The organism is Pseudomonas sp. NPDC089401, from assembly GCF_044749485.1.
Classification (GTDB): Bacteria; Pseudomonadota; Gammaproteobacteria; order Pseudomonadales; family Pseudomonadaceae; genus Aquipseudomonas.
In genome coordinates this window covers 207028-230954 of record NZ_JBIVIA010000002.1, presented here as the reverse complement: position 1 = coordinate 230954, position 23927 = coordinate 207028, and the positions used below count along the sequence as shown (strand labels likewise).

Annotated in this window: 21 protein-coding genes; 9 read left to right on the top strand and 12 right to left on the bottom strand. The window is 58.8% G+C overall.

Features of this window, described 5'->3' with window-relative positions; all coding sequences use genetic code 11:
- Positions 1-10: 10 nt before the first annotated feature.
- Both rfbD and rfbC read right to left on the bottom strand, forming a co-directional pair.
- Positions 11-871, bottom strand: coding sequence for a dTDP-4-dehydrorhamnose reductase (gene rfbD, locus ACIP21_RS05185; protein WP_400684751.1), 861 nt, complete (start codon positions 869-871; stop codon positions 11-13).
- Positions 868-1410: a dTDP-4-dehydrorhamnose 3,5-epimerase gene (gene rfbC, locus ACIP21_RS05180; RefSeq protein WP_400684748.1), complete on the bottom strand. Its 543-nt coding sequence runs from the start codon at positions 1408-1410 to the stop codon at positions 868-870. The genes rfbD and rfbC overlap by 4 nt, the downstream gene beginning before the upstream one ends.
- A gap of 452 nt (positions 1411-1862) precedes the next feature.
- Here rfbC and aguA point away from each other — a divergent pair, with 452 nt between their 5' ends.
- A complete protein-coding gene (aguA, locus tag ACIP21_RS05175) occupies positions 1863-2969 on the top strand; it encodes an agmatine deiminase (RefSeq protein ID WP_400684745.1) in 1107 nt (368 codons plus the stop codon).
- A 184-nt stretch (positions 2970-3153) separates the two neighbouring features.
- Entirely contained in the window at positions 3154-3351 is a 198-nt protein-coding gene (locus tag ACIP21_RS05170; protein WP_400684742.1) for a hypothetical protein, read from the top strand.
- A 169-nt stretch (positions 3352-3520) separates the two neighbouring features.
- On the opposite strand, the gene ACIP21_RS05165 is transcribed toward ACIP21_RS05170, so the two are convergent.
- On the bottom strand, positions 3521-5623 hold the full coding sequence (locus ACIP21_RS05165) for a TonB-dependent receptor (protein ID WP_400684739.1): 2103 nt from the start codon (positions 5621-5623) through the stop codon (positions 3521-3523).
- A gap of 468 nt (positions 5624-6091) precedes the next feature.
- Here ACIP21_RS05165 and ACIP21_RS05160 point away from each other — a divergent pair, with 468 nt between their 5' ends.
- On the top strand, positions 6092-7381 hold the full coding sequence (locus ACIP21_RS05160; RefSeq protein WP_400684736.1) for an OprD family porin: 1290 nt from the start codon (positions 6092-6094) through the stop codon (positions 7379-7381).
- Positions 7382-7411: 30 nt separating this feature from the next.
- Here ACIP21_RS05160 and ACIP21_RS05155 read toward each other — a convergent pair whose 3' ends face one another.
- The 3 genes from ACIP21_RS05155 to ACIP21_RS05145 form a co-directional block, all read right to left on the bottom strand.
- Entirely contained in the window at positions 7412-9082 is a 1671-nt protein-coding gene (locus tag ACIP21_RS05155) for an FMN-binding glutamate synthase family protein (RefSeq protein ID WP_400684734.1), read from the bottom strand.
- A gap of 89 nt (positions 9083-9171) precedes the next feature.
- The gene (locus ACIP21_RS05150; protein ID WP_400684731.1) at positions 9172-10560 is read right to left on the bottom strand and encodes an ATP-binding protein; all 1389 of its coding nucleotides are present in this window, start codon (positions 10558-10560) and stop codon (positions 9172-9174) included.
- A 1-nt stretch (position 10561) separates the two neighbouring features.
- Positions 10562-11278 carry a response regulator gene (locus ACIP21_RS05145; RefSeq protein ID WP_400684728.1) on the bottom strand — a complete coding sequence of 239 codons (717 nt, stop codon included), beginning with the start codon at positions 11276-11278 and terminating at the stop codon, positions 10562-10564.
- A gap of 139 nt (positions 11279-11417) precedes the next feature.
- On the opposite strand from ACIP21_RS05145, the gene ACIP21_RS05140 reads away from it, so the two are divergent.
- Complete coding sequence (locus tag ACIP21_RS05140; RefSeq protein ID WP_400684725.1) at positions 11418-13715, top strand: TonB-dependent siderophore receptor; 2298 nt, start codon at positions 11418-11420, stop codon at positions 13713-13715.
- 63 nt (positions 13716-13778) lie between these two features.
- On the opposite strand, the gene ACIP21_RS05135 is transcribed toward ACIP21_RS05140, so the two are convergent.
- From ACIP21_RS05135 to narL, 3 genes are all read right to left on the bottom strand, one after another.
- Complete coding sequence (locus ACIP21_RS05135; protein ID WP_400684722.1) at positions 13779-14126, bottom strand: type II toxin-antitoxin system RelE/ParE family toxin; 348 nt, start codon at positions 14124-14126, stop codon at positions 13779-13781.
- A gap of 10 nt (positions 14127-14136) precedes the next feature.
- Positions 14137-14385, bottom strand: a complete 249-nt coding sequence (locus tag ACIP21_RS05130) for a type II toxin-antitoxin system Phd/YefM family antitoxin (protein WP_400684719.1) — start codon at positions 14383-14385, stop codon at positions 14137-14139.
- A gap of 82 nt (positions 14386-14467) precedes the next feature.
- Entirely contained in the window at positions 14468-15106 is a 639-nt protein-coding gene (gene narL / locus ACIP21_RS05125) for a two-component system response regulator NarL (RefSeq protein WP_400684716.1), read from the bottom strand.
- A 387-nt stretch (positions 15107-15493) separates the two neighbouring features.
- On the opposite strand from narL, the gene narJ reads away from it, so the two are divergent.
- From narJ to ACIP21_RS05105, 4 genes are all read left to right on the top strand, one after another.
- Positions 15494-16084 (top strand): nitrate reductase molybdenum cofactor assembly chaperone, encoded by a 591-nt coding sequence (narJ, locus tag ACIP21_RS05120; RefSeq protein ID WP_400684714.1) that lies wholly within the window; start codon positions 15494-15496, stop codon positions 16082-16084.
- A gap of 309 nt (positions 16085-16393) precedes the next feature.
- On the top strand, positions 16394-16747 hold the full coding sequence (locus tag ACIP21_RS05115; protein ID WP_400684711.1) for a type II toxin-antitoxin system HigB family toxin: 354 nt from the start codon (positions 16394-16396) through the stop codon (positions 16745-16747).
- A gap of 52 nt (positions 16748-16799) precedes the next feature.
- Positions 16800-17273: a type II toxin-antitoxin system HigA family antitoxin gene (locus tag ACIP21_RS05110; RefSeq protein WP_400684708.1), complete on the top strand. Its 474-nt coding sequence runs from the start codon at positions 16800-16802 to the stop codon at positions 17271-17273.
- Between the two features lie 312 nt (positions 17274-17585).
- Positions 17586-17936 carry a type II toxin-antitoxin system RelE/ParE family toxin gene (locus tag ACIP21_RS05105; RefSeq protein ID WP_400685865.1) on the top strand — a complete coding sequence of 117 codons (351 nt, stop codon included), beginning with the start codon at positions 17586-17588 and terminating at the stop codon, positions 17934-17936.
- Here the strand turns inward: ACIP21_RS05105 and ACIP21_RS05100 are convergent.
- Positions 17933-18256, bottom strand: a complete 324-nt coding sequence (locus tag ACIP21_RS05100; protein ID WP_400684706.1) for a helix-turn-helix domain-containing protein — start codon at positions 18254-18256, stop codon at positions 17933-17935. The two genes, ACIP21_RS05105 and ACIP21_RS05100, sit on opposite strands and share 4 nt — an antisense overlap.
- Positions 18257-18491: 235 nt before the next feature.
- Positions 18492-19627 (bottom strand): IS3 family transposase gene (locus tag ACIP21_RS05095; protein WP_400684703.1). Its coding sequence is split into 2 segments (ribosomal slippage): positions 18492-19378 and positions 19378-19627, totalling 1137 coding nucleotides; the frame shifts between segments, so codons are not numbered across the junction.
- Between the two features lie 710 nt (positions 19628-20337).
- On the opposite strand from ACIP21_RS05095, the gene ACIP21_RS05090 reads away from it, so the two are divergent.
- A complete protein-coding gene (locus ACIP21_RS05090) occupies positions 20338-21024 on the top strand; it encodes an FRG domain-containing protein (RefSeq protein WP_400684701.1) in 687 nt (228 codons plus the stop codon).
- Between the two features lie 201 nt (positions 21025-21225).
- Here ACIP21_RS05090 and ACIP21_RS05085 read toward each other — a convergent pair whose 3' ends face one another.
- Positions 21226-23748 (bottom strand): hypothetical protein, encoded by a 2523-nt coding sequence (locus ACIP21_RS05085; protein WP_400684699.1) that lies wholly within the window; start codon positions 23746-23748, stop codon positions 21226-21228.
- Positions 23749-23927: the final 179 nt, after the last annotated feature.

The following is a 23927-nucleotide window of genomic DNA, read 5'->3' as shown; positions in this document are numbered from 1 at the left end:
CAATTATGCGCTACTTCAGGCAGTCGATCAGTGCCTGGCGCCAGTGCGGCTGGTGCACATCCCATTCCTGGGCCAGGCGCGAGCAGTCGAGCCGTGAATTGAGCGGGCGGTGAGCCGGGGTCGGGTACTCGCTGGACGGGATCGGCAGCAGCTCGGCGCAGGGCAGGCCACGCGCCTGGAGCTGCTCGGCGATGGCCCAGGCGAAGCCGAACCACGAGGTCTCGCCCTGGGCGGCCAGGTGATAGGTGCCCCAGGCCCCGGCCTGGCCGGCCTGCCAGCGCTCGATCAGGGCGCGGGTGCTGGCGGCGATGGTGCCGGCCCAGGTCGGCGCGCCGATCTGGTCGTCGACCACGCGCAGCTGGGGCTTTTCCTGCAGCAGGCGTTGCATGGTCAGCAGGAAGTTGCGCCCGTGCATCGAGTACACCCAGCTGGTGCGCAGGATCAGGTGCTGGCCGCCCACTGCGGCAATCGCCTGCTCGCCGGCCAGCTTGCTGCGGCCGTAGACGCCCAGCGGGTTGGGGCGGTCGGCCTCGGTGTAGGGCGTGGCCTTTTCGCCGTCGAAGACGTAGTCGGTGGAGTAGTGGATCAGCGGCGCCCCCAGGCGCACGGCCTCCTCGGCCAGCACGCGGGGGCTGTCGGCGTTGATCGCGAAGGCCAGGTCTGGCTCGCTTTCGGCCTGGTCCACCGCGGTGTGCGCCGCCGCGTTGATGATCAATTGCGGGGCCAGCCGGCGCAGCGGTTCGCGCAGTGCTTCGGGGCGGGCCAGGTCGAACTGGTCGCGGCCCAGGGCATGCAGTTCGCCGAGGCCGGCCAATTGCGCCTGCAGGGCCTGGGCAACCTGGCCGTTGTGCCCACAGACGAGGATTTTCATGGGAACAGGTCCGCGTCTTTGAGCCATGCGGCTGCCTGGTCCTTGGCCGACAGGGTCGGCTGCTCGATACCCCAGTCGATGGCCAGCTGCGGGTCATCCCAGCGGATCGAGCGTTCGGCCGCGGGGTTGTAGTAGTCGGTGGTCTTGTAGAGGAAGTCGGCGGACTCGCTCAGCACCAGGAACCCATGGGCGAACCCCGGTGGTATCCAGAACTGATGGTGGTCGTTGGCGCACAGGCGCCGGGCCACCCAGCGGCCAAAGGTCGGTGAGCTGCGGCGGATGTCCACGGCCACGTCCAGCACTTCGCCGTGGACCACGCGCACCAGTTTGCCCTGGGGATTGTCGATCTGGTAATGCAGGCCGCGCAGCACGCCGCGTTGCGAGCGCGAATGGTTGTCCTGGACGAAATGGCCGTCGAATCCGGTCTGTTTCTTGAATTCGCGCGCATTGAAGCTTTCGAAGAAGAAGCCACGGCTGTCGCCGAAGACCTTTGGTTCGATGATGACTACGTCGGGTATCTCGGTCGCTATGATGTTCATGGCAATTCTACGGTCAGTATGCTGAGGGTCCGACCTTGAAAGGTCCGCTGTGATCCGCCGCCTTGGCAAACTGAGCCTAGATCGGCTGGTTGCGGGCCAGCACGCGGCCACAGGTTGATTTCATCTTCGCCTCGGGTTATCTGCCACACGCGGGGCTTTTTCAGCAGGAAAATGAAACAGCTTTCATCTTGAGGCTTTTTGGCACGCCGATGCAGCCTGTACCAAGCGATTATATCCAAGGTCGGTATCTGGCGGTCCATGGATGTCTCTGTATCGATTGATATCGGCATAATGCTCAATTTATAAGCCTGGTCAAATATTTCAGGCTTTTAATGTCGATATATATCGGTTATAAATTGGCCAATTCAGCGCGGGCAGCCTTGCCTGCGAACCTGTCACATTCACTTGCCATCCCATCGGCCCTAGGTCTAGGCCCTTTGCAGAGGTTAACCATGAAAACCCTCAACTCCACCCCCCGCGCCGACGGTTTCCACATGCCCGCCGAATGGGCGCCGCAAAGCCAGGTCTGGATGGTCTGGCCGGAGCGCTCGGACAACTGGCGCCTGGGTGGCAAGCCGGCGCAGGCCGCGCACGTGACCCTGGCCAAGGCCATCGCCCGTTTCGAGCCCGTGACCGTGGCGGTTTCCGCCGGCCAGTACGAAAACGCCCGTCGCCAGCTCGACCTGCCGAACATCCGCGTGGTGGAAATCAGCAACGACGACGCCTGGGTGCGCGACACCGGCCCGACCTTCGTGATCAACCACAGCGGTGAAGTGCGTGGCGTGGACTGGGGCTTCAACGCCTGGGGCGGCTTCGACGGCGGCCTGTACGCGCCGTGGAACCGTGACGAGGAACTGGCGGCCAAGGTGCTGGAAATGGAGCGCTGCCAGCGTTACCACACCGAAGGTTTCGTGCTCGAGGGCGGTTCGATCCACGTCGACGGCGAAGGCACCCTGATCACCACCGAAGAGTGCCTGCTCAACCGCAACCGCAACCCGCACCTGAACCGCGAACAGATCGAGGACATCCTGCGCGAGCACCTGGCCGTGGAAACCATCGTCTGGCTGCCGGACGGCCTGTACAACGACGAAACCGACGGCCATGTGGACAACTTCTGCTGTTACGTCAGCCCCGGCGAAGTGTTACTGGCCTGGACCGATGATTCCAACGACCCCAACTACGCCCGCTGCCACGCGGCCTACGAGGTGCTGAAGAACACCCGTGACGCCAAAGGCCGCGAGTTCGTGGTGCACAAGATGCCGATCCCGGGCCCGCTGTTCGCCACTGAAGAAGAGTGTGCCGGTGTCGACCAGGTGGCCGGCAGCCAGGAGCGTGATCCGTCGGTGCGCCTGGCCGGTTCCTACGTGAACTTCCTGATCGTCAACGGCGGCATCATCGCGCCGAGCTTCGACGACCCGGCCGATGCCCAGGCCAGAGCTATTCTGGCCAAGGTCTTCCCGGGGCACGAGGTAGTGATGATCCCGGGCCGCGAGCTGCTGCTCGGCGGAGGCAACATCCATTGCCTGACCCAGCAGCAGCCGGCGCCGTTCAAGCGCTGATGCATCGCTGCACGAAAAGGCCCGTCCAGTGACGGGTTTTTTTCTGCCCGGTGTTTTTCCCATCCCCGGATGGCATACGTTTTGTATTGTTTATCAGGGAGTTACCACCAACGAGGTGGACGCTTCGGACTGTAACAATCGAGACGTAGATTAGCCGCTCACGGGCCTGGGAGTACGTGTGGACATGAACGCAGCAAGTGAGACGGCTTTGCGCCCATCGGCAGTGAATCACCCATCGCTCAGCGTTGTAGCGCAATGGTTGAAGCACCATGGAGGCAAACGGGTCAGGACGACCGACCCACGACGTCTGCTGGACGGCCGCTATCCCCAGGGCTTGATCAGCGACGCGGAGCTGGATGCACTGCTGGGTGTGTGGCACTGATTTGGGCAGGTGCCCTTTGGGTTGAAAGACGCCACCGCGAATGCGGTGGCGTTTTCGTTTGTGGATTACCTGCACCGGCCTCTTCGCGGGTAAACCCGCTCCCACAGGGCAGGGTGCATTTCTGTGGGAGCGGGTTTACCCGCGAAGAGGCCGCTTCAGACACTGCAAATCAGAAGCTGTAGGTCCCGGTCACCACCAGGCTACGCGGGTCGCCCACCTGGATCTGCGCCGCGCTGGTCGCCGAGCTGTAGTAGGTCTTGTCGGCAATGTTGCTCAACGCCGCGCGCACATCCCACTCCCGCGTGCGGAACCCCGCCAGCGCATCCCAGCGCCCGTACCCCGGCAGCAGCGTGGTGTTCTGGTTGTCGGCATAACGCTCGCCGACCAGCGTCAGCCCGGTCTCGGCGTACCAGCCCAGTTCCGGCTTCCAGGTCACGAACAGGCTGGCGTTGCGCTTGGCGACGTCGTTGATGCGCTTGCCTTCCAGGCCGTTGTTGTCTTTCACCACCGTCGCATCCTGCACGCCGATGCCACCGCGCACGTACCAGTTGCCGACGAGGTTGCCGGTGGCGGTCAGCTCGATGCCGCGTGAGCGTTGCAGGCCGCTGAGCAGGGTGATTTCCGGGTTGTTCGGGTCGCGGGTGCGGCGGTTGTACAGTTCCAGCTCGTAGACCGCGAAGGTGGTGGTCAGGCGCTCGTCGAGCCAGTCGCTTTTCACCCCGATTTCCTTCTGCCTCGTCAGCTCCGGCCCGGTATCGTTGGTATTGCCGGCCGCGCCCGGGGTGATGCCGATCAGGCCACCGCCCACCGGGGCGAAGGTCTTGCTCCAGGACGCGTAGAACGAGTGGTCGCGCCACGGCGTGTAGACCACGCCCAGGCGCGGGCTGGTGGTGTTGCTGTCTTGTTTCTCGGAGAGGTTGCGGACCTTGTTGGTGGTCTCCACTTCGAACTGGTCGAAGCGCACACCGGCCAGCACCTGCCACTGGTCGTTCAGGCGGATCTGGTCTTGCAGGTACAGGCCTCGGCTGTCGACCACCGTGTGGTTGTTGCTCGACACCACCATGCGCCCGGTGTGCTGCAGGCTCCGGTCGGGGTTGTAGAGGTCCAGGCTGGGCACCGGGCGGCCGCCGGCCGAGACGGCGGCCGCGGTATAGAGCGTCGGGTCGCGGCGCTGGTTGCCGAACTCCAGGCCCAGCAGCAGCTTGTGCTCCAGGCCCAGGGTGGTGAAGTCGCCCTCGGCCTCGAGGTTGTTGAACAGGTTGCGGGTGTTCAGGTCCTGCTGCCAGCGCTGGCGAGTGACGGTCTGGTTGCCGGGGTTGTAGCCGGTGAGGTAGGTGTTGTCGAACTCACTGTCGAGCTTGAACAGGCCCAGGGTGTGGCGCAGCTGCCAGGTCTCGTTGAGCTGGTAGTTCAGCCGCGAGCGCAGCGACTGCGCGCGGTCGTCGATGAAATCGCGCTGGGTATCGCCGTAGGTGGTGCTGCGGCCGACATCCGCCGGGCGGCCGTCGACCCCGGGGATGCCGCGATCCGGGGTACGGTTGTAGCGGCTGTATTCGTACTGCACCAGCCAGTTCAGCTCGGGGGTCAGCTGCCAGCTCAGCGACGGGGCGAACAGCTGGCGGCTGCCGTCGATGCCGTCGCGGAAGCTGTTGTTGTCCTGGTTGCCCAGGTTCAGGCGCAGGCTGACGGTGTCGCTGGGGTCGGCGCTGAGGTCGGCATACAGGCTGCGCAGGTCCTGGCTGCCGCCCTGGGCTTCGATCGTCGAGCGGCGGCCGCGCTCCGGTGCCTTGCTCACCCGGTTGACGATGCCGCCCTGGCTGCCGCGGCCATACAGCACCGCCGCCGGGCCCTTGAGCACCTCGACCCGTTCGATGTTGTGCAGGTCGCGGATGTACTGGCTGTCGTCGCGGATGCCGTCCAGGTAGAAGTCGTTGCTGGCCTCGAAGCCGCGAATGCGCACGCTGTCGAAACGCGTGTCGGCGCCGCTGCTGACGTTGGGGATGCCTTCCAGGGCCTTGCCCAGCGAGTCGCTGCCGTAGTCGAGCACGTTGCGGGTCTTGACCGTGTCGATGGCCTGGGGCACGTAGCGCACCGGGGTGGAGGTGCGGGTCGCGGTGCTGACTTCCCGGGCCCTGGGGTCATCGTCTTCGCGTTCGCTTTCGGCGGTTACCGACAGCTCCGGCAGGGTGGTGGTGGCGGCACTGGCCAGGTTGGCGCCGAGTAGCAGCGACAGGCCAAGTGTCAGGGGTGAAAGGCGGCAAGGGGCAAGCATCGAGGCATCCAGACCATGGCAGAGGTAAAGAGGGTGCGAATGGTAATGCTTGCTATTTGCTGTTGCATGGGTATTTGTAAAGGGTTGTCTTTACATATGTGTCCGTTTGTAACGAGGTGCTTTTTCAGTGCCAAGTGAAGAATTTGCCTGATCGGTCAAGGCGATAAATCTGACAAAAGAGAAATTGCCCACGCCAAGGGCGAACGGCCATGGAAATGCACCAGTCCCGCGCGTGATTTTGGTTATATCAACCTGCAATTCACGACTTTTTGACATTTGTAATCGCACACGGCTAGGATTCGGCCAACGCTTGCTGGCCACCCATGGCCATGCTGCCGGAAAAGGCCCGCCACTGAACCCTCGGCGGGCTTTTCAGTTTGGATCCGCACAGCGTCGAACCTACGAAGGGGCGTTGGTTCCTGGCGCAATTGTGCACAGCGTTTTTGATTTAGAAATAAGGAAAACAACATGTTGAAAACCAGGATCAGCCTGGTCGCCCTGGCGATGATCGCCGCGACCCAGGCCCAGGCCAACGATCAGGCCGACAGCAAGGGCTTCGTCGAGGACAGCCACGCCAGCGTGCTGCTGCGCAACGCTTACATGAACCGTGACAAGAAGCACGGCACCCACGACCAGAGCGAATGGGGCCAGGCGTTCATCGGCAAATTCTCCTCCGGCTTCACCCAGGGCACCGTGGGCGTGGGCGTTGACGCCTTCGGCCTGTATGCACTGCGCCTGGATGGCGGCAAAGGCCGCAACGGCGCCGCCGGCATCGACTTCTTCAAGGCCAGCGACACCGCGCCGAAGAACTCGCCGCACAACCTGGCCCGTGGTGGCGCTGCCATCAAGTTCCGCGTCTCTAACACCGTGCTCAAGTACGGTGACATGATGCCGGAGCTGCCGGTGCTGCAGTATGACGATAGCCGCCTGCTGCCCGAGAGCTACACCGGTACCTTCATCACCTCCAAGGAGATCAAGGGCCTGGAGCTGAATGCCGGTCACTTCACCCAGGAAGCGCGCAAGAGCGCCGAAGGCCGTGACAGCGGCCACCTGAAGTCGATCGATGTGTTCGGTGGCAGCTACAAGTTCACCGACAACTTCACTGCCTCCGCCTACACGTCGAACATCGAAGACGTGATGAAGAAGCACTACCTGGGCCTGAACTACGTCTTCCCGATCGCGGCAGACCAGTCCTTGACCCTGGACTTCAACGGCTACAAGTCGGACATCAACAGCAAGTTCGTCAAGAAAGCCGAGCTGACCGGTGATGACAACACCATCTGGAGCCTGGCGGCCACTTACGCCTTCGGCCCGCACTCGGTGACCCTGGCGCACCAGCGCAGCACTGGCAGCACCGGCTACAACTACGGCTGGTACCAGGACCGCAATGGCGCGGGTGACGGTGGTTCGACCATCTACCTGGCCAACTCGTACTGGTCCGACTTCAACGCCGAGGACGAGCGTTCCTGGCAGATCGCCTACGGTCTGGACTTCGGCGCTTACGGCGTACCGGGCCTGACCTACAAGATCGCCTACGTGCGTGGTGACAACATCAACACCCACGGCTTCGGTGAAGGTACCGAGCGCGAAATCTTCAACCAGCTGCGTTACGTAGTTCAGGACGGCCCGGCCAAGGACCTGTCGGTCAAGCTGCGTAGCTCCTGGCTACGTACTTCGGAGAGCGTTCGTCAGAACGGCTACTTCGACGACGGCAACGAAGTCCGCGTCTTCGTCGAGTACCCGATCAACTTCTTCTGATCCCGCGCTCGCGTCTCGAACAGCCCCGGCCTATGCCGGGGCTGTTTCTTTCCGGCGTACGCTGGCCTTGGCCGCCACCACCGACACATCGCCCGTTTCCGGCGCAAAGCTGTCACTGCGCGCCATCCGCCACATCCGCGCATAGAACTCGCTTTCGATCGAGCCACTGAGCAGTTCGCCAGGCTTGAGGAACTGGTGCAGGTCGGAAAACAGGCTGATCTCGCTGGTGCTGATGCGCCGCGCCAGGTGCTTGGGCTTGAGCTCCGACGGGTGCTCCAGGCCCGCCGCCGCGAGCATCTCGGCCAGGGCATGCAAGGTGTTGCGATGGAAGCTGGCCACCCGCTCGGCCTTGTCCGGCACCACCAGCGCACGCTGGCGCAGCGGGTCTTGGGTGGCCACGCCGGTCGGGCACTTGTTGGTATGACAGCTCTGCGACTGGATGCAGCCGATGGCGAACATGAAGCCGCGGGCCGAGTTGACCCAGTCGGCGCCGATGGCCAGCACGCTGGCGATGTCGAAGGCGCTGACGAGCTTGCCCGCCGCACCGATGCGGATGCTCGAACGCAGGTTCAGGCCGACCAGGGTGTTGTGCACGAACATCAGGCCTTCGCGCATGGGCACGCCCATGTTGTCGCTGAACTCGCGCGGCGCCGCACCGGTGCCGCCTTCCTTGCCGTCGACGACGATGAAGTCCGGGGTGATGCCGGTGGCCAGCATGGCCTTGGCGATGCCCATGAACTCCCACGGGTGGCCCAGGCAGAACTTGAAGCCCACCGGCTTGCCGCTGGACAGCTCGCGCAGGCTGGCGATGAAGTGCAGCAACTCGGCCGGGGTGCGGAAGGCGCTGTGGGCGGCGGGCGAGATGCAATCCTCGCCTGCCTTCACGCCACGGGTGGTGGCGATTTCCGCGCTGACCTTGTGCCCCGGGAGGATGCCGCCATGGCCGGGCTTGGCTCCCTGGCTGAGCTTGACCTCGATCATCTTCACCTGCGGGCTGCGCGCCTGTTCGGCGAAGCGCTGCGGGTCGAAGCGGCCGTCTTCGGTGCGGCAGCCGAAGTAGCCGCTGCCGATTTCCCAGATCAGGTCGCCACCGTGCTCGCGGTGGTAGGGGCTGATGCTGCCTTCGCCGGTGTCATGGGCGAAGCGGCCCAGGCGCGCGCCCTGGTTGAGCGCGGCGATGGCGTTGGCGCTGAGCGCGCCGAAGCTCATGGCCGAGATGTTGAAGATCGACGCCGAGTAGGGCAGGCGGCACTGCGGCCCGCCGATGGCGATGCGGAACGAGGCCGGGTCCGGCGTCGCCACCGGCAGCATCGAATGGCTGATGAATTCGAAACCGGGCTTGTAGGCATCGTTGAGCGTGCCGAAGGCCTTCTCGGCGCTTTCGTTCTTGGCCCGGGCGTAGACCAGCGAGCGCTGGGAGCGGGAGAACGGCAGCTTGTCGTCATCGCCCTCGATCAGGTATTGGCGGATTTCCGGGCGGATGGTCTCGATCAGGTAGCGGATGTTGCCCAGGATCGGGTAGTTGCGCCGCACGGCGTGTTGGCGCTGGCGCATGTCGTTGAGGCCGACCAGGCTGAGCAGGGCGGTGACCACGGTCAGCGGCCAGAGCCCGCTGTGCTGGGCAAGAAAGGGCAGGCTTACGAAGGTGAACGACAGGCACAGGGCCAGGCAGGCATAACGGCTGGGGAGCGAATCTTTCATGGGACCATCGCAGGCGGGATGACCGGGCCTAGGATAGGCAAACCCCGGGTTGGGAAAACCTGGGGTTTTGGTAAAAGACTATTACCTGATCAAGGGGGGCTGGATGATCGGGGCAGCCATACACTCACGCGCAGGCCACCGCCTTCGCGGTTGCCCAGCAACAGCTCGCCGCCATGGCTGCTGGCGATGCGTCGGGCGATACTCAGGCCCAGGCCGTAGCCACCCGAGGCCTGGTTGCGCGAGCCCTCGCCGCGCACGAACGGGTCGCTGATGGTGGCCAGCAGGGCCGGCGCGATCCCTGGGCCGCGGTCGTCGACATGGATGCATACGCCAGTGACCGCCGTCTCCAGCGTCACCGAAACCTCCCGCGCGTAACGCAGGGCATTGACCAGCAGGTTCTGCAGGCAGCGCTGCAGCAGCAGGGCATCGACCCACAGGCTGCCGACCTTGCCGGTCACCGGCAGTGGCTCCTGGGCCGTGGCCAGGTCGCTGCACAGGCGCGCCACCAGGCGGTCGAGGTCGACCTGCTGAAGGTTCTGCTGCTCGCCGGCGCGCAGGTAGTCGAGCACCTGGCCGATCATGCCGTCCATCTGCGTGATGTTCTGCCGCAGGCGTTCGCGGTGCTCATCGTCGGGCAGCCGTTCCAGGCGCAGGCGCATGCGCGTCAACGGGGTGCGCAGGTCGTGGGACACGGCGGCGAGGAAGTAGGCCTTGTCGTTGACCATGGCGATCAGCCGCTGCTGCATGGCGTTGAAGGCGAGGGCGGCCTGGCGCACTTCCTCGGGGCCATCGAGCAGCAGCGGCGGCTGTTCGAGGTTGCTGCCCAGGCCACGCGCGGCATCGGCCAGGCGCCGCAGCGGGCGCAGGCACAAGCGCACGGCGAACAGGCAGACCAGCAGCACGGCAACGATGCGCAGCGCGTAGACCCGCAGCAGGTAGTCGCTGATCAGCACCCAGGCCGACTCGCCGCTCCAGCCTTGCAGTTCCTCGCCGTCGATGGTCAACCAGTGGCCGTCGGCCAGGGGCACGGCGAACTGGATATGCGCCTGGGCGGTGCGCAGGCCGAACAGGCTGCGCCAGACGATCGGGCGGCCCAGTTCATCGGTCAGTTGCACCTTCAGCAGGCGCACGTCCTGGGGCTTGCCGGTCTCGTAGCGCAGTGCCTGCTGCAGCAGCAGTTCGACCCGGCGGCGGCCGCGACGGGGGTCATCCTCGCCTTGCGGTTCGCTTTCGGCGCAGCGCAGCTGATAGTGGGCGGGTATCGACAGTTGCCTCGCCCCAGCGTGGCAGTCGGCCTGGGCCAGCAGCGGCGCGCTGCGCGCGGCCATCAGCCTGATCGGCGCTTCCAGCACCTGGGCAAAGCGCACATCGAACCAGATGCTGCTCGACATCAGCTGGATCACCAGGGTGCCACTGACCATGATCAGCAGCAGCTGGCCGAACAGCGTGCGCGGCCACAGGCGGCGGAGCCAGCGCACTTCAGCCGTGCGCCTCGGCGCGGGCGATGCTCAGCAGGTAGCCTTCGTTGCGGATGGTGAGGATCTGCGCGGCGCCGTTGGGCGCGCGACGCAGCTGCTGGCGCAGGCGGCTGATGCACATGTCCACCGAGCGGTCGTCGGGGTGGTGGTCGCGGCCGAACGCACTGCGCGTCAGCTGGTCACGCGAGACCACCCGGCTGTTGGCTTCCAGCAGCTCGCGCAGCACCCGGTAGTCGGAGCGGGGCAGGGTCAGGGTTTCGCCGTCCGGGCGGGTCAGCAGGCGCTTGACCTGATCGAGGCTGAAGCCTGCGAAGTGCAGGGCTTGGGCGGGCTCGTCGGTGGCAGCTTCGAGGCGCTGGGGCCGGCGCAGCACGGCCTTGATGCGGGCGATCAGTTCACGGGGTTCGAACGGCTTGGCCAGGTAGTCGTCGGCGCCCACCTCCAGGCCGATGATGCGGTCCAGGGTGCTGCCCTTGGCCGACAGCATGATCACTGCCAGGCCCGGGGTCGCCTGCAGGTAACGGCACAGGCTCAGGCCATCTTCGCCAGGCAGCATCAGGTCCAGCACCACCAGCTCGACCTTGTGCCGGGCCAGCTGCTCGCGCATGCCTTCGCCATCGGCCGCCGCCAATACCGTATAGCCGGCATCGGCCAGGTAATCGCAAAGAAGTTCGCGGATCTCGTCGTCATCGTCGACGACAAGCAAGGTCGTGCTCATCGGTAGAAACACCTGTTCGGGAGGGCCGCTGGCGCTCGTTACGTTCAATTACATGCCCGTACAAGCCGGCCATGGAGCCCAGCGGGCGGATGCCTAGAATCCTAACAAAAAATCATCTGCAAATACGAAACCTTCCCAAATGAATCTCAAGGGCATCATGAACGACTTCTCCCGGATCACCCGCGGCGGCAGCCGCCTGCACCCGCTTGCTTTCTGTGTTGCCGTCGCCATCAGTGGTACGGCCGTGGCCGCCGACAGCCAGCCGCTGGAGCTGGATGCCACGCAGATCGACGACAGTTCGCTGGTTTCGGCAGATGAAACCGGGCAGCTCGGCTACACGGTGCAGAGCACCCGCAGCTCCACCGGCCTCGACCTGACCCCGCGGCAGACGCCGCAGTCGGTCACCACCATCACCCGCCAGCAGATGGACGACCGTGATGTCCACTCCATCGAGCAGGCGCTGGACACCACGCCCGGCGTCAGCGCCACCAAGTCCGAAGTGGGCGGGCGCACCGACTTCCGTGCCCGTGGCTACTCGATCAGCAACTGGAAGGTCGATGGCTTGCAGTTCCAGGGCGGCTCCGACTTCAGCGGCGGCGGCAATGCGCTGAACATGGACCTGTACGAGCGCATCGACATCGTCCGCGGCGCCAACGGCCTGCTGGGCGGCACCGGCGACCCGTCGGCCACCGTCAACCTGATCCGCAAGGCGCCGGGCAAAACCTTCGGCGGCAGCGCCTATGCCACCTACGGCAGCTGGGACAAGCGCCGCCTGGGCGCCGACCTCAACCTGCCGCTGTCCGCCGATGGCCGCCTGCGCTCGCGCTTGGTGATGACCCAGGGCGACGCCAACTCGTTCCGCGACAACCAGTCCGAGCGCTCCCGCGCGGCCCTGGCCAACTTCGAGTTCGACCTCGACGACGCCACCACCCTCGGCGCCGGCTACCAGTACGAATACAACAAGGTGGTCGGCGGCGGCTGGGGCGCCAACATCCCGATCTGGTACAAGGACGGCAGCAAGACCGACCTGCCGCGCAGCACCAACGTGGTACCGAGCTGGAGCTTCGGCGAGTACACCACGCGCACCGCCTTCGGCTCGCTGGAGCACCGCTTCGACAACGACTGGGCGCTGGACCTGAAGGTCGCCCAGAGCACCGCCGAAGTGCTCAACCACCGGGGCCTGGCGAAGGTCAACTCGGCCGGCCGCGGCAGCTATGGCGGCTATTGGAACCAGGATGGCAGCGGCGCGGTGCTCAACGGCCTGCACAGCTCCAGCGACACTACCCAGCAATCGGCGCAGATCGACCTGTCCGGCCCATTCCAGCTGTTCGGCCGCACCCATCAGGCGATGGTCGGCTACAACGACAGCCGCACCGTGGCCTGGTCGCCGGAATACAGCTGCACCATGGTTGGCGAAGGCCGCGCCAGCGCCCCTTCGGTAGGCTGCCAGTTCCGCGCCAACAACGGCTTGCCGATCACTGACTGGCGCAATGGCGTGGACAGCGACTACGACATGCTCGCCTCGCGCACCGGCCGCCACAGCAAGACCACCACCCGCCTGCAGGGCATGTACGCGGCCACCCGCCTGAGCATCAGCGACCCGCTGTCGGTGATCCTCGGCGTGCGTACCACCGACTACTCGGCCACCACCAACAGCGTCGCCGGCGTGCGCAGCAACCAGCAGAACAACGGCATCGTCACCCCCTACCTGGGCGCGGTGTACGACCTCGACGACACCTATTCGCTGTACGCCAGCTACACCGACATCTTCAACCCGCAGACCGCCGAGACCGAGAGCGGCACCAAGGTCGAGCCGATCCGCGGCCAGAGCTACGAGACCGGGATCAAGGGCGCCTGGCTGGACGGCCGCCTGAACGCCTCGGCGGCGTACTTCCGCACCAAGCAGGAAAACAAGGCGGTGCTGGACGATGGCCTGACCACGCCAACCGGCGGTGACGCCTACAAAGCCGGCACCGGCCAGGAAACCGACGGTATCGACCTGGAAATCGCCGGTGCCCTGACGCCGAACTGGAACCTCTACGCCGGCTACACCTACCTGCACTTCCGCCGCGTCGACAGCGACGGCCGCAGCGACCCGTCGCACCTGTTCAAGGCCTCGACCACCTATCGCCTGTCCGGCCCGCTGGAGCGCCTGACCCTGGGTGCCGGCGTCAAGGCGCAGAGCAACATCCGCGCGATCTCCAGCCCGGCGGGGCAGCCGGTGAATGGCGTCAGTGCAGGGGCTTCGGACGTGAACTGGTCGGGGTATGCGATCTGGAATGCCATGGCCAAGTACCAGCTGACCGACGACACGGCAGTGAGCGTCAATGTCGACAACCTGTTCGACAAGCACTACTACACCCAGTACGGGTTCTATGCCGGGGCCATCTATGGCGACCCGCGCAGCGTGACGATGAGCGTCAGCACCGCGTTCTGAGGCATACGCTGCAGTTGATGCAGCGGGCTTGCCCCGCGAAGGGCCGCAATGCGGCCCTTTTTGCTAAGGCAGTGGGTAAATGAGGCAATAGCGAATCAGTGCTTGCTCGATGCTTTGCTTCTGCCGGACAACCAATTCAACGGCGATGGTGTGGTCATCTTCGAATAGTTCATAGAAGACACGGTATCCATCCACATTCAGTTCCCGATATTGCATCACTCCCAGGCCACTGGCCTGTGGGCTGACGGGATAGCCAACTGGAGCGGCTGACAACCTTTGTTCGATGCTGTCGACCAACGAAGTGATCTTTTCCAGTGCGGTCTGACTGCCGTGGTAAACCGCGAGATGATGAACCTGGTCTTCGATGCTTTGCGAGGCAGAATCAGTAAAGCGGATGGTTGGCTTTGTCATGCGCTACTGATTATTCCTCGGCAAATTTCTTGAACAGGCGTGCTTTCAGGTCGTCGGCCGAGCAGTGCTTACCCTGCGCATATTCGCGAGAGCCCATGGCAAGCAGTTTTACCAGCGCAATGGCTTCGTCACGTTGCTTGCGATCCGCGTACGACTCGACAACGTAGGCAGGCGTGCCGTTCTGAGTGACGATCATGGGTTCCGCAAGGTCGAGGTCGGCTGCATGACGCTTCAGGTAGCTGATGGTTTCAACTCTCATCTGAGTGTCCTCATTTATCCAGTAGCGACATGGTAGTCCGAATTCAGACTGAATCAAGACCGACAGTCCGGTAGTTACATCGCTAGCGCAGATGTTCCAGCGCCCAGACCGCCGCCTCCACGCGCGAGCGCAGCCCCAGCTTGTGCAGCAGGTTCTTCACATGCACTTTCACCGTCCCCTCGCTGATCCCCAGCTTGTTGCCGATCATCTTGTTGCTCAAACCCTCGGCAATCCGCTTCAGCACCTCCCGCTCGCGCGTGGTCAGGCCTGCTGAGCTGGCGGCGTAGGGCGCCCGCAATACCTTGGCCAGCACGCTGGCCAGCGATGGGCTCAACACCAGCTTGCCCGCCAACACCTCGCGCAGGTGGTCGATCAGCCGCTCTGGGTCACTGTCTTTGAGCAGGTAGCCATCGGCCCCGAACCGCAAGGCGTCGCGCACATCCTGTTCAGCATCCGACGCGGTGAACAGCAGCACCCGCCCCAGATAGCCCTGGGCGCGCAGCAACCTCAGCGCCTCGATGCCATTGAGCTCGGGCATTTGATTGTCGAGCAGCAGCAGGTCTGGCTGCAGCTGCTCCACCAGATCCCGAGCCTGCTGGCCATTGCTGGCTTCACCGACCACCACCAGGTCGCGCTCCAGCTCGATCAGCAGACGCAGCGCGCGCCGCATCATCGGGTGGTCGTCGGCCAGCAGCAGGGTGTAGGGCGGGGCAATGTTCATGTGAAGTTCTCGGCCAGCGTGCAGGCTTGCGGGGGAAGGCCATTATTCAGCCGTATAGAGGTCGCGGTACGCACCACCAGCAGGGTTTCCGAATTTTCGCTGCGCCGGATCAGGGTTTGCGGGCAGTCATACCTCCAAAGAATTTTTGCGTGACCAGTGGCTGTAAAAGGCTTCCTGGCCATTGCCTGATCGACCGGCAGAGACGGGCTGTTGCCCGTTCGTTGGAGGTACTGCGTTGGAGGTAGTGGCGTTGAAGAGGCAGACCAGGGTGCCGCTGGAACCTTGATCCAGATCAATTTATAAGACGCGGCACCCAGACACGCTGGCGCGTTTGCTGACGGGTGCGGAGGGCCGCGCCAGACCTGAACGGAGCCAAAGGCGATACCCATGCAGATTCTCAAAGTGCTTGCCCTGCTGCTCGATTATCCCGGCCAGGCGTTGATCCTTGGCCAGGATGCACTCGAGCGGGCCATCGACACGACCCACGAGTTCGACCCGGCGCAGCGCGCCGACCTGCGCGAGTTGCTTGAAGAGCTGACCCGGGACGGGATAGGGGAGGTGCAGTCGCGCCACCAGGCGTTGTTCGATCAGGGCGGGGCACTGTCGCTACGTTTGTTCGAACAGATGCAGGGAGCGCCGTGTGATCAGGTGTGGGCGATGTTTGGATTGCTGGGGCGGTATGAGGCGGCGGGGTTTGCCTTTGCCCTTTACAGGGAGCCTGACTACATACCGTTGTACCTGGAGTTTCTGGCCACGTGTGAAGAGCGGGAGGCTCGGGATGGGCTGGCTGATGTGGCGCATCTGCTGGCGCTGCTGGCGGCGCGGTTGGAGGTATGGGGTAGTCGGTATGCGGGGTGTTTGAGGGCGTTGTTGCAGATTGCTGGGGTGGATTTGGGAGAGGTAATGGAGGTGGCGCGGGAGAGGGTGGTGGGGGAGGCACGGCAGGATGAAGTGGTGGGGGTGGCGTTGGGGGTATGACGTGAGGAGGGCTCACTGATTGGTGAGCGGCACCAGGAGTCGAACGATTTCATAAGCTATTGAATTAGCTTACGTAAAGACCCATGCGGCTCTACCTCTAAAATACCTCAAGGTCCTCGTACGCCTGCTAACCGGTCGAGTTCCGCAAGAAAACATCCCGGTGATCGCCCATATGGCCTAGGCACGGTGCTGCTGTTGACCCCGCCGAAGCTCGCTAGAACAGTTTATCTGCCGCACAGATATCTGTTTGACAGATATCTGGATTTGCGATAACGTTCGCTGTATGTAAGGACGCCGGAGACCAAAAATATGCGAGTGGTAACAAAGACGGCGGTTGCACAAGCCATTGAAACGTTCAGTCAGTGGAAAGAGCCGCTCAACCTGTGGCTGACTACCTTTGACAGGCCGCCCCTTCGGTTTGAGTCCTTTGAGCAGATTCGTGACGTTTGGGTCACCGTCTCAGGATGGAACGTTGATCGCATCCCTCACTCAAAGCTGAGGCACACGAGCAAAAAAGGACCCCTTGATATCTATGTCTTTGATATCAAGAAAAATGAGTGTCGAATCATCGCGTGGATCAATACGCGAACCGGCACCATTTACATGAAGGACATTCTGCCCCACGCCGGATATGACAAGTGGTGCAGAAGTGATGTTAAGTAGCTGATCAGGAAGATCGGCTCTATTTATGTATAATGCAATTATAGGTGACAAGATGAAGCGTGATAAGATCGAAGCCACTGGACTAGATTCCTTCATAGCTAATATTTCACCAATGCTTGATGGTCTGAGTGATCAGATAGCCACAATGTCCAAGTTGCTATCTGCATGTCATGATCCTATTGAAGATGATGGTGACTTGCAGGGACGGATGGCGTTAATTGATGAACTCTACTCTCATGCGGATAGTGAAGATCACGTAGCAGCACGTTTTGCGGAGCTGGTTGCTGATCGAGTGTATGAGTACGAAGCTGCAACGGTGTTGATACCTCAATCCTCCCAGTCGGAAGCGCTCGCGTTTCTGATTTCGGACAGGGGGGTTAAACAAAAAGATTTGTCTGGTATTGCAACCCAAAGTGCTGTTTCTGAAATACTAAACAACAAAAGAAAAATGACTGTTGCTCAAATAAAAGGCTTTGCTGATTTCTTTAAGGTTCCGGTTGAGTTTTTTATGCACGGTGCAGTCTAAAGAAAGGTTTGATTTTTCTGTACATAAGAAACGATATTCTCTGGTAGCCCCAAAATAGCTTAATTTGAAATACTTAAAACAGTGTACCCAAAGCCCCTCCGCACTAAATGCGGTTTGGGGCTTTTTAATGGTTAAGTAAAGTTTGATTTACAGCGTGAGCAAGGTAATCTGCCGCGCATCATTGATGCCGGGTCCAGGCATCAACCACGAAACATTTCTGACCGCATCAACTGCAAGCAACTACGCTAGATTCCCCACTCCCCGGCATTCCTGTCACCCGCAGTCCTTCTATTTTTTGTTGCGAGTAGCCTGCTGAGAAAGTTTGCTTTTGTGAGTGCGGCCGCTGAGCGTGAATACAAAGACCTCCCACAGGACGTTCAGGACGACTTCGGCAAAGACCTGCGACGCATCCAGTATGGCCAGGATCCAGAGCAGCCGATCAAGTCATTGACGGAATCGGTGGGGGCGGGTGCCATTGAGCTCATCATCAACGGCAGCCCTGCGTTCCGCTGCGTGTACGTGGCCAATTTTGCGGACATGGTCGTTGTACTGCATTCATTCGTAAAAACGACTAACAGGACAGATCGGCATGCGATGCAGGTCGCCGAGGAACGGATGAAAGAGCTCAAGCGCGAGCTTCGGAAGATGGGCTACAGCGTTTAGCGGCCTGGGGCTTGGGTGATGACGATCTGAGGAGGTGTGCCGGCGTCGTTGGAGGGCAGGGTCAAGCTCGTGCGGAAGCCGAGCTTGTCGAGCATGTCCATCATGGCGTCCAGCGTGAACTTCTCGATCTTGCCATTTGCCAGTTCGGAGATGCGGGATTGGGTTACGTTCAACCTGACGGCAGCGTCGTGCTGCTTGAGACCCATTTTCTTGATGCAGTCCGTGATGAAGATGGACAGGTCCATTTTCAAGGCCATCTTGCTGGCTGTGTCAGCGTCGTGTGTGGCGTGGAAAGGGCTTTCGTGGAATTGGAGTGCCATTGTCCGGCCTCTTCAGGAATATCTAAAATTTAAGATAAAAACCTAGCGGTCGGTAGCTGGTAAGTCAAAGCGATTTTCTTGGGGTGCCTGCGTTTTGGGGTGGGGAATTAGGGAACGGGCATGTGAGGTGGTTGGGGGGGGGGGGCGGATTCGGTGATTGCTGGATAGGGGGCCGCTTGTGGCGCATCGCGAGCAATGCTGAACTGGTCAAGCAATCCTGGACACCGATTAAGGTTTACGCCGCCAGCTTCTCCGCTTCGACGGGTGATCGGTAATCGTTGTAGCTGTGAGGCCGGGTGATGTTGTAGCGCGTAACGTAACGCTGCACATCCGCCCGGGCCTCATGCTCCGAGGCATATCCATCCTTGGGCACCCATTCCGATTTCAAACTGCCAAAAAATCGCTCCATCGGTGCGTTATCCGAGCATTCACCTTTACGACTCATGCTCTGGCGATGCCCATGTTCACGTAGCTCGTTCCTGAACTTGTGGCTGGTGTACTGGCAGCCCTGATCAGAGTGAAACAGCACGCCTTTGGGACGCCCCCGTAGCTCGGTCGCCATGCGCAAGGCTTCACAGGTCAATGTGGCATCCGAGATCAGTGAGAATGACCAGCCCACAATTCGGCGTGCGTACAAATCCAGCACAGCGGCAAAGTACAGCCACCGTTTACCCACTTTGATGTACGTGACATCCCCGCACCAGACCTCGTTAATCGCCTTCACATCAAATTGCCGCTTGAGCTCATGCGGCGCTGTCAGGGCCTCGACACCCGAAGACTTGTACTTGTGGCGCCTGCGCTGACGGCTTGCAACTCCAGCCTCCCTCATCAGGCTGCGCGCCTTGAATCGGCCTACTCGATGCCCGTCGGCTTGCAGCAACTTCGCCAAGGTGCGAGCACCTGCCGACTCTCTAGACGCCCGATGGTGCCTGACTAGCTGAGTCTTGAGCCTTTCTCGCTCAGGGTCGCTCTGGCCCTGGCGCTGACGCCAGCAATAGAAACTACTACGGCTGATCCCAAGTACGCGACAGCACTCATTGACGCCGTACTGCTCACCCAGCTCATCGATCAACGCGAGTGATCTTTGGCGTCCAACAGCAGGAGAGCACTGGCCTTTTTTAGGATTTCGATATCCCGGTCTTTCTGTTTGAGCAGGGCTCTGAGCCGCTGGATCTCTTGCTGGTCAGCAGTAATTGCCTTGGTCCCCGCCGGGGTTACACCCTGGCGTTCCTGGCGCAATTGGTCGACCCAGCGACGCAGTGCTGTAGGGCCGATGTCTAGGCTGGCACACACCTCGGGAACCGGCAGGCCTTCGTCCAGCACCATGCCAGCGGCCTTCAGCTTGAACTCGTTCGAGTAAGATTTACGCATGTCCAAACACCTCAGATTTGGGCGCCATCATAGCGCCCGATTGAGGTGTCCAGAATCATTAGGCCAGTTCATGCTCGCTCCTACGGGGGGGGCGTTGTTGAGGTGGGGGAAACAAAAAAGGCCCACCTTTCGGTGAGCCTTTGTTGGTACTGCGTATGGTGGCACCAGGAGTCGAAGATGTCCTTAACTATATAATTTGTTTAGCTTTTATTTTTAGGGAAACGGTCTGCTATCTCTAAATCTATCCTTTGACCTCTTACAGGCACGAAAGCCATATAAGGGTCGAAAACCCAAGCGGATCTCTGAGAAGCGCGAACGTAAGTGAAATCTGTAATAGTTTTGCTACTCAGCTAACCCAGATTTAGCGCAGGAGCGCAAAATTCTGATCGTTCTCTAACCAGTCGGGTCGCGCCAAACGTTTTTACACAGACTGTATCCATAGCTGCTGTTGGGAGCGGGCCGAAATCGGCTAGGAGTGGACCGTGGACACCGAGGGGACAATTAGGTAGCGTCACCGGTGCTGCGTTCTAATCTAGAAGGCGGCAGGGCCTACATCACCGTTATCGTGTTTCTCTGGACGATGTTGCGATAGCTGCGACTATTCCAAGAGTAGATAATGGTTTGCAGGGCAGTAGGGGGATTTTCGACGCGTCATCACAACAAGTAAAACGACGTGGCATAACACCTAATAATTTTTATGCTGAGTTATTATGATAATTACCAACTTTATTGAGCTTCATAAGGCTTTTGAAAAATATAAGAATAACAGTGCTTGGATATTCAGGGGGCACGCCGATCCTTCGTGGGAATTAAAGCCAAAATCTGGGCGCTTACCGTACTCAAAATCAAATGAACAAACGATTTTCAAAGCGTGGGTGCGTCGTGCCAATGAATTCATAAAGGAAAGGCCTGATAGTGAGTGGGAGTGGCTTGCAATTGCTCAACATCATGGCCTAGCAACTAGATTGTTGGACTGGAGTTATAATCCCCTGGTTGCTGCATTTTTCGCGGTGTCAGAAGAGTTTTCGGACCGAGACGCAAAAATTTTTTGCTATAAATGCCTATGGGAGTTTGATAGCAAAAAAACCAAAAGTCCATTCGATCTAAGAGGTGCAGGAAAATTTAAGCCAACCGGCGTTGTGCCGAGAATAATTAGGCAGGGTGGGGTTTTTACAGTGAGTTCAGATCCAAAAAAAGGGATCGATGAGCTTATGCGGGAAAATGAAGATCTTGAGGTGATTACCATATCAAAAGAATATAGAAAAGCGCTACTTCAAGATCTAAATTTCTATGGGATTAATATATCATCAATATACCCAGATCTAGACGGGCTCTCAGCTCATATGAACTGGATTGTTGAGAATAATATATACAACCTTGCTCCTGAGAAATTATAACTATGCTATCGAATCGTTCGCTTGGGATACTGGGGCTGGCGAGGGCATACTATTAACTAGGCGTTATGTCTGTCCGCAAAGGGTGGATTGCTGCCCTTCGTAAAGGGCTGCAATCAATCATTATTTGCCTTTTGTTGAAGGCAGACAAACGTCCAGAAGTAGTCAATGGGGAATTAAATAAATGGTACGATTCACTACGCCTCACTGCCGAGTACTAACATAATATTCAATTTTAAAGTCGACGCACTCACCATTATCGGTAAAGCTAATGCTTATTGGAAGTTTGTTTTCTTGATGGGCATAGTTAACTTTAATCAGGCTCTCACCAGGAAAAACCAAGTAATACCCACATCCATCGCAGTTGATTTCAATGTATTTCATATTCCCTCTCCCGTCAGGCCAAGTAATGTTTTTACCAGAAGTTGTAAATCCGGCAGCTTGAAATCTTTTCAGCGCGTTAGAGGAGCAAATCATCCATTCAGCCTTGCGAGTAGGTAGCGTGATTTCTGAGTTTTCAGTCTGTTGATTGTGGAATAGTATTTGAGCATTCAACCAGTTGTGAACTTCTTGAGCCAGATTGAAGCCATATGTGTCGAACACATAATAGGTGTCGTTCCCCGAAAGAAATGCTTCGCGCGGGAGACTAATATTTGAAACTATTGGAGATACTTCACCCAGCGTGAGTCTTTTGAATAAGTCAAATCTCTTTATGGACGACCCAAGCGCCTCAGTAACTTCACGCTTAAATCGTTCTAGAGACGCAGTGTCCAGCTTTTGATTTGCAATCTTTGATTTTGTATTTTCTGTGAGCACCATACTCAGTCGGTCGCAAAATTCGCAAGCATATTCGCGTAATGTTAACGCCTGCTCCGACAAAATTCCCAATCGGTCTGTAAATCTAGTATTGGCGAGTGATTTTAACAGGGACGTCTTAAGTAAAGAGACCCGTTGTGTTGCAGCTTTTAATTCGCTAAGTTGGCAGTTTGGTATCGTTGGTATAGATATCTCAGGTTTAATTGTCGCACCGCTTGCACGCAATATAAAAGTGTTCCAAAGTTCATAGGCTATAAGTGCTCCTATTGCATCTACTATTTTATATTCTTGGAGTTCATTGCGAGCTGTATGGAAGTCAGAGAAATTTTTCGCAGATAGAAATGCTGCGACGCACTCACTCAAAGAGGTTGGAACTGGTGAATGCCCCACATTGAATGAATGCGATCCTGCAGGATTGCGTAACTCTCTACATTCTACGAATATCTCTGGGTGCGTGGATAATAAAGTAGCTAGAATTCGAAGGGTTTCTGTTTCTATTTCGTTAGAAAATCTATTAAGAGCTATGCCATGCCAGCACTCTTCTAAGGCGGCATCTATTTCTTTAAATTTCTCTCTAACGACTACCTTGTCTGCAACCTTTTCTGTGATATATGCCCGCATCTCGGGCTTGTATTTTGTCTCTATTTTATCATCAAGTTCGTCTACTGCTAATCTTCCAGTATATGCGTCGCCAACATCTTTATCGAGCTCTGCCATGGATGAATATTCCCACAGCTCAACAACTCTCTCAGGAAGGTCCCAAGCACCTTTGTTGTAGTTGTCCTTGAATTGTATTACTTGACGAATATTTCTCAGTAGTTCCGGGATGTTTTCCGGCTGCTCGCGAGCGGATGTTTCGATAAGTAAGTTAAAGTGTGCTTGAAGGTATGTGTAGGCCTCACTGCCAGACTTACTTTTATTAGCAAAGCTAAGAAATAACCGGCCGTTTCGGCAGAAGCGCCCGTATGAAGGAAGCCTCTCCTCTCTGAATCTAGCGATTCTTTCAATCACCCCAAGCTGTGATCTGTATTCTTCTTTGGCGAGAATTGCCCCCATGGCTAAATTCAAATAAAAGCCGGCGATGGACTGATAAACGTCTACCTCTCTAGAGACTTCAACTGTCGCTAAGACAGACGGAAGGGAAGCTAGCAAATGACGTGCGAATTCATTTGCATCGTGGTTCTCTAGGTTGTTGAATGCTTTATAAGAAATAGCTCTGATTCGGCTATCTAAATTAGTTCTGATAGGGTCTGTGCAGAGTAGATATGACTCCAGCTCCATAAGTGCAGCGATATTGTCCTGTATTTTTATTCGGCTAGAGAACAGGCTACATACTCTTAGCAGGCTCCTAGCAACGATCCCACGCCCATCGTCATATAGCAAAAAACTGTGATTGGCGTATTTTTTTATGTCTCGATAAATTCTCTCATGAATTGATTCTATGTTAGACATGAATGTGTAAGTAAATTTTAGGTGTCGGTATACCTGGCGTACCACAATGCTGAATCCGACCGTTAAGCCACACAAATATGGCACCAAGGAAATCAAGTCAAATACTCGAATTGAAATAAGAAGCTTGGCTGCGAGAGAAGCTCCTAAAATTATAAACAGACGCTGGTTTAATCTTTTGGCGTCTACTCCTGAAAGCGAGGATGTTATTTTTAATAGAGAGGGGCTTCTGTAACGCGTTCTGGTTGTCTCGATGACGTTCAAGGATATAGGAAGTGCAAGTGCGCCAAGGGCTGCGGCAATAGTGATTATATCGGTTACTAATGTTGCCCAGATCGCACTCTTTTCGTCCGAGATTGCTGCTTGTGCGGCAGATAGTATCGGCCCTTTAAAACTGTTGAACGCTTGATAAGTCTCGGTGCTAAATTGAAATATATAATTTGTAAGTCCTGAGAGGTCCATTTCGCATGTCTCGTTTGATAGTTGAAGTTTCAGATTTTTCGAGAGACTTACCGTTGGGATATCTTGTCCTAAACAGTCCTCGGTAGGACCGCGTTTTTGGTCGATTGTAGTCCATCGAGATAGAATGCAATCGACATGACGAAAACGTTTAACAACTTTTGACTCCAGCACATAGGCTA